The organism is Mesorhizobium sp. M1A.F.Ca.IN.020.04.1.1 (assembly GCF_003997315.1).
Taxonomy (GTDB): domain Bacteria; phylum Pseudomonadota; class Alphaproteobacteria; order Rhizobiales; family Rhizobiaceae; genus Mesorhizobium.
The window spans coordinates 494-5,186 of sequence record NZ_RZSN01000269.1; the positions used below are offsets into that span (position 1 = coordinate 494).

Annotated in this window: 5 protein-coding genes; 1 reads left to right on the forward strand and 4 read right to left on the reverse strand. The window is 63.6% G+C overall.

Going from position 1 to position 4,693, the window contains the following annotated elements; translation table 11 throughout:
- Positions 1-11 precede the first annotated feature (11 nt).
- The 3 genes from EOA49_RS30050 to EOA49_RS30060 form a co-directional block, all read right to left on the reverse strand.
- Complete coding sequence (locus EOA49_RS30050; protein WP_067324128.1) at positions 12-515, reverse strand: heme-degrading domain-containing protein; 504 nt, start codon at positions 513-515, stop codon at positions 12-14.
- Between the two features lie 75 nt (positions 516-590).
- The gene (gene guaD, locus EOA49_RS30055; protein WP_127239725.1) at positions 591-1,904 is read right to left on the reverse strand and encodes a guanine deaminase; all 1,314 of its coding nucleotides are present in this window, start codon (positions 1,902-1,904) and stop codon (positions 591-593) included.
- Positions 1,905-1,906: 2 nt separating this feature from the next.
- On the reverse strand, positions 1,907-3,133 hold the full coding sequence (locus EOA49_RS30060; protein WP_066995941.1) for a urate hydroxylase PuuD: 1,227 nt from the start codon (positions 3,131-3,133) through the stop codon (positions 1,907-1,909).
- Positions 3,134-3,284: 151 nt separating this feature from the next.
- Here EOA49_RS30060 and EOA49_RS30065 point away from each other — a divergent pair, with 151 nt between their 5' ends.
- Positions 3,285-4,205: a LysR family transcriptional regulator gene (locus EOA49_RS30065; protein ID WP_066995946.1), complete on the forward strand. Its 921-nt coding sequence runs from the start codon at positions 3,285-3,287 to the stop codon at positions 4,203-4,205.
- A gap of 36 nt (positions 4,206-4,241) precedes the next feature.
- Here the strand turns inward: EOA49_RS30065 and EOA49_RS30070 are convergent.
- On the reverse strand, positions 4,242-4,693 hold a 452-nt coding region (locus EOA49_RS30070), incomplete at its 5' end, for a PhzF family phenazine biosynthesis protein (RefSeq protein WP_164749327.1).

Genomic DNA, 4,693 nt, shown 5'->3' on the forward strand with positions numbered 1-4,693 from the left:
TTTTGGATCGGTCATTGCTCTTCCGGCGGCAACTTGAGCTTGCTCGCATCGACTCCGAGATGGGCGCAGAGCGCATCCACAACGACACCGTGGTCTTCTCGTTCGGGCAGACCGGAGACGGCGATGACGCCGATCACGCCTGCGCCCTTCACCGCGACGGGAAAGCCGCCGCCGGCCAGCACATAGTCGGCAATGTCGAGCGCTTCGCCGACCTTGAAGGTGCGGTCGGGTCGCTGCTGCTCCAGCACCATGCGATAGGTGCTTCTGAGATAGCGCTTGACGACATTGATCTTGCGCCGCGCCCAGTCGGGGTTGGAGGCGTTGGAGCCCGGCATAGCGGCATAGAATAGGGGACGGTCGAAGGTCCTAATATCGACGATAATCGGCAGGTTTTCGTTGAGCGCCCGCTCCCTGATCGCCGCGCCTATCTGGAAGGCCACGGCCTCGTCGAAGGCCGGAAAGACCAGCGTGGCTTCTTGTTTCTTGATCAGAGCGATGTCGTCGGCGGCAGCCATGGCGTTTCCCCTGTCAATGTCGACGCACGCTTTGGCCGATGGCTGACGCAGGGTCAAGCGACGAGCACGTTTAATCTATGCGACAATCGCGCTCTTGGCCGGCCGACCCGCCACATAGACCTCGCTCACGGCGCGGTCGTCGCCCAGCGTCTGCAGCAGGAAGAGCTCCTCCGCCAGGGTCTCCACCGTCTCCATCCTCAGCCGCATCGCCGGCGTGGCGTTGGCGTCGAGCACGACGATGTCGGCATCCGTGCCTTCTTCCAGCGTGCCGATTTTTTCGGCGACAGCCAGCGCCTCGGCATTGCCGCGTGTCAGCTGCCAGAAGGACTGGAAGGGGTTGAGCTTCTCGCCATTCAGCGCGATGACTTTGTAGCCCTCATCCATGGTCCGCAGCATCGAATAGTTGGTGCCGCCGCCGACATCGCTGGCGGCAGCGATGCTGAGCGGCTTTTCGCGGCGGCGGTAGCGCTGGTAGTCGAACAGGCCGGAGCCAAGGAAGAGATTGGAGGTCGGGCAGAACACCGCAATCGAACCCGATTGCGACAGCGCATCGGCTTCGCGCTCGGATAGATGGATGCAGTGGCCGAAAAGGCTCTTTTTGCCTAGCAGGCCGTAATGCTCATAGACGTCAGTGTAGTCGCGCGACCAGGGGTAGAGCTCCTGGGTGAAGGCGATCTCGGCGTGGTTTTCCGACAGATGCGTCTGCATGTGCAGATCGGGATGCTCACGGCAGAGCGCGCCGGCCATCTCCATCTGCTCGGGCGAGGAGGTGATGGCGAAGCGCGGGGTGATGGCATAGAGCTGGCGGCCCTTGCCGTGCCATTCGGCAATCAGCGCCTTGCTGTCGTCATAGCCGGTCTGCGGCGTGTCCAGCACGCCCTCCGGCGCATTGCGGTCCATCATCACCTTGCCGGCGATGTTGAGCATATTGCGGTCGTGCGATTCGGCGAAGAAGGCTTCGGCCGACGATTTGTGCACCGAGCAATAGGCGACGACCGTCGTCGTGCCCTGGCGCAGCATCTCGTCGAGGAAGAGCCTGGCGATGCGGCGGCCATGCTGCGCGTTCGCGAATTTCGACTCCTCCGGAAAGGTGTATTTGTTCAGCCAGTCGAGCAGCTCGGCGCCGTAGGACGCGATGATCTGCATCTGCGGAACATGCACATGCGCATCAATGAAGCCCGGCAGGATGAGATGCGGGCGATGATCGATCGTCTCGACGCCGGCGCCGGCGCGCTTGGCGATCTCGGCATACGGACCGGCGGCAATGATCTTGCCGTTGTCGATCAGCAGCCCGCCATCCTCCTCGTAGCGCCAGGCGGAATGGTCGTCGATTGCTTCGGGCCAGCGCAGGAAGGAGAGCGTGCGGCCGCGCAGGAGTTTCGAGGTCATGCTTACTTTCCGGCGCCTTCGAACCAGGCCACCAAAAGGGCCCGTTCCTGGTCGGTTATCTGAGTGACGTTGGCGGGCGGCATGGCATGCGCGCGGCCGGCCTGGAGGTAGATCTCCCGGGCATGCTCGGCGATGCGCGCGTCGGTGTCGAGCAACACGCCCTTCGGCGCATGGTAGATTCCTTCATAGGCCGGCTCTTCGGTATGGCACATCGAGCAACGGCCGAGCACGGTGTCGCGCACGGCCGGAAAATGCGCCGAGGCGATGTAGACCTGGGCAGCGGCGGATGCGGCGGAGGTCTTGGGCTCCGCTGTCAGCACCTTGGGCACGGTCGACAGCCAGATGACGATCATGAACAGCACGGCGGCACCCAGCCAGGTCCAGGTCGGGTTGCCCTTCCTCGCGTGCACGGTGTTGAAATAGTGCCGGATCAGCACGCCGATGATGAAGACCAGCGAGGCGATGACCCAGTTGAACTGCGTGCCGAAGGCCAGCGGGTAGTGGTTCGACAGCATCAGAAACAGCACCGGCAAGGTCAGGTAGTTGTTGTGCAGCGAGCGCTGCTTGGCAATCTTGCCGTATTTCGGGTCCGGCTTGCGGCCGGCGATCAGGTCGGCGACGACGATCTTCTGGTTGGGGATGATGACCATGAAGACATTGGCCGACATGATCGTGGCGGTGATGGCGCCGAGATGCAGGAAGGCGGCGCGGCCGGTGAAGAGGTGGGTCAGCCCCCAGGCGATGAAGACCAGCACGCAGTAGAGCACCAGCATCAGGCCGGTATCGCTTTTGCCGAGCGGCGAGCGGCAGAGCAGGTCGTAGACGATCCAGCCGACGCCGATCGTGGCGAGCGACAAGAGGATGCCGACGGGCACCGAGATGTTGAGCACGTTGGGGTCGATCAGGAAGAGGTCGGCGCCGGCATAGTAGACCACGCAAAGCATGGCGAAGCCCGACAGCCAGGTGGCGTAGGATTCCCATTTGAACCAGGTCAGGTGCTCCGGCATTTCGGCCGGCGCCACGAGATATTTCTGGATGTGGTAGAAGCCGCCGCCATGCACCTGCCACTCCTCGCCGAAGGCGCCGGCGGGCAGGCCGGGACGCTGGCGCAGCCCGAGATCGAGGGCGACGAAATAGAAGGACGAGCCGATCCAGGCGATGCCGGTGATGACATGCAGCCAGCGGACGGCGAAGCTCAGCCAGTCCCAGAAAATCGCAAAATCCATCATCGAGTCGCCCCTGGGAAATCGTCCCTGCCGATCAGGCGACTTTACGGTCTGGAGCGCAAACGAAAAGAGGCGGGGCGCGCGATGACTTTCAAAAAAAAATGGAAAATACTAGGGTCGTCCCACGCAGCCATTTGAGAGCCACGACCGTCGCATGGCCTATCTCGACAATATCGCCGTCTTCGTCCGCGTCGTCGAGCTCGGCAATCTGTCGGCGGCCGGGCGCGACATGCGCATCTCGCCGGCGGTCGCCTCCAACCGCATCAAGGAGTTGGAGAAGCATCTCGGCGTGCGGCTGTTCAACCGCACCACAAGGCAGCTGATGCCGACCGAGCACGGCACGGTGTTCTACACCGGCGCCAAGCAGGTGCTGGACGCGATCACCGAGGCGGAGGCCGCGGTCGCAGCACTTTCCGGCCAGCCGCGCGGCACGATCAAGGTGACGGCGCCGCTCGGCCTCGGCCGGCGGCTGATCGCCTCGGGCATTCCGGATTTCCACGATAAATACCCCGATATCGAGGTGCGGCTGAGACTCTCCGACCACAATGTCGACATCATGAAGGAAGGCATCGACGTCGCCTTCCGGCTTGGCATCATCGAGGATTCCAGCCTTCGGATGCGCGGCATCATGGAATGCGAGCGCGTGCTGGTGGCGGCGCCGAAATACCTCGAGGCGCGCGGCGAGCCGGTCGAGCCGCAGGAGCTGATCGGCAAGAAGCATGATTGCCTGATGCTGCGCTATTCCGGCACGCGCGAATATGTCTGGACGCTGCAGACGCCGAACGGTCCGCAGAAATTCGAGGTGCATGGACCCTACGATACGGACGATGGCGATGTGCTGACAGGCTGGGCGCTGTCGGGTCGCGGCATCATCAACAAGCCGCGTTTCGAGGTCGAGCCGTTCATCCGCGACCAGCGGCTGAGAGTGATCCTGGCAAAGACGCCGCCGACGCCGGTCCAGTTCGCCGCCGTCTATCCGCACAAGAAGCTGCAGGATCCGAAGGTCCGCCTGCTGCTCGACTTCATGGCCGATCGCTGCCAGCGGCTGATCAAGGACATTCTTGCCGGCAAGTAGGCTGGCGGGCACGCGCCTTCGCGTGGGTGACCACACTCAGTCTTCGTCCATCAGGCGGGCCGTGCCGGATACCCGGATCGAGGTGCCGGGCGTGGGCGGAATATCGGCATGCAGCCGCGAGCGCATGCCCATATCCTCGCCCTGAACAATGTCGATCGCGCCGCCATGCGGCCAGCCAATGTCGCGCAGATAGCCGGCAAAGGCGGCGGCGGCAGCGCCGGTCGCCGGATCCTCATAGACGCCGCCGGAAGCGAAGGGATTGCGCGTGTGGAAGAGACGCGGCGTTTCGGCATAGGCGAGCAGGATCGTCACCAGTTCCTCGCGCCGCATTAGGGCCTGGCCCTGTTTCAGGTCATAGGCCATGGCGGCGAGCGCCCTGCGCGACTTCAGGGCCAGCACCAGATGGTCGGCGCCGCCATGGATCAGCGCGGGCGGAATGGCGGGATCGAGATCGCCCGGCTGATAACCGAACATGGCCAGGGTCTCGC

Excerpts from the sequence above, each read along its gene's own strand:
- EOA49_RS30050 (WP_067324128.1), bottom strand. The coding sequence starts at position 515 with ATGGCTGCCGCCGACGACATCGCTCTGATCAAGAAACAAGAAGCCACG.
- guaD (WP_127239725.1), bottom strand. The coding sequence starts at position 1,904 with ATGACCTCGAAACTCCTGCGCGGCCGCACGCTCTCCTTCCTGCGCTGG.
- EOA49_RS30060 (WP_066995941.1), bottom strand. The coding sequence starts at position 3,133 with ATGATGGATTTTGCGATTTTCTGGGACTGGCTGAGCTTCGCCGTCCGC.
- EOA49_RS30065 (WP_066995946.1), top strand. The coding sequence starts at position 3,285 with ATGGCCTATCTCGACAATATCGCCGTCTTCGTCCGCGTCGTCGAGCTC.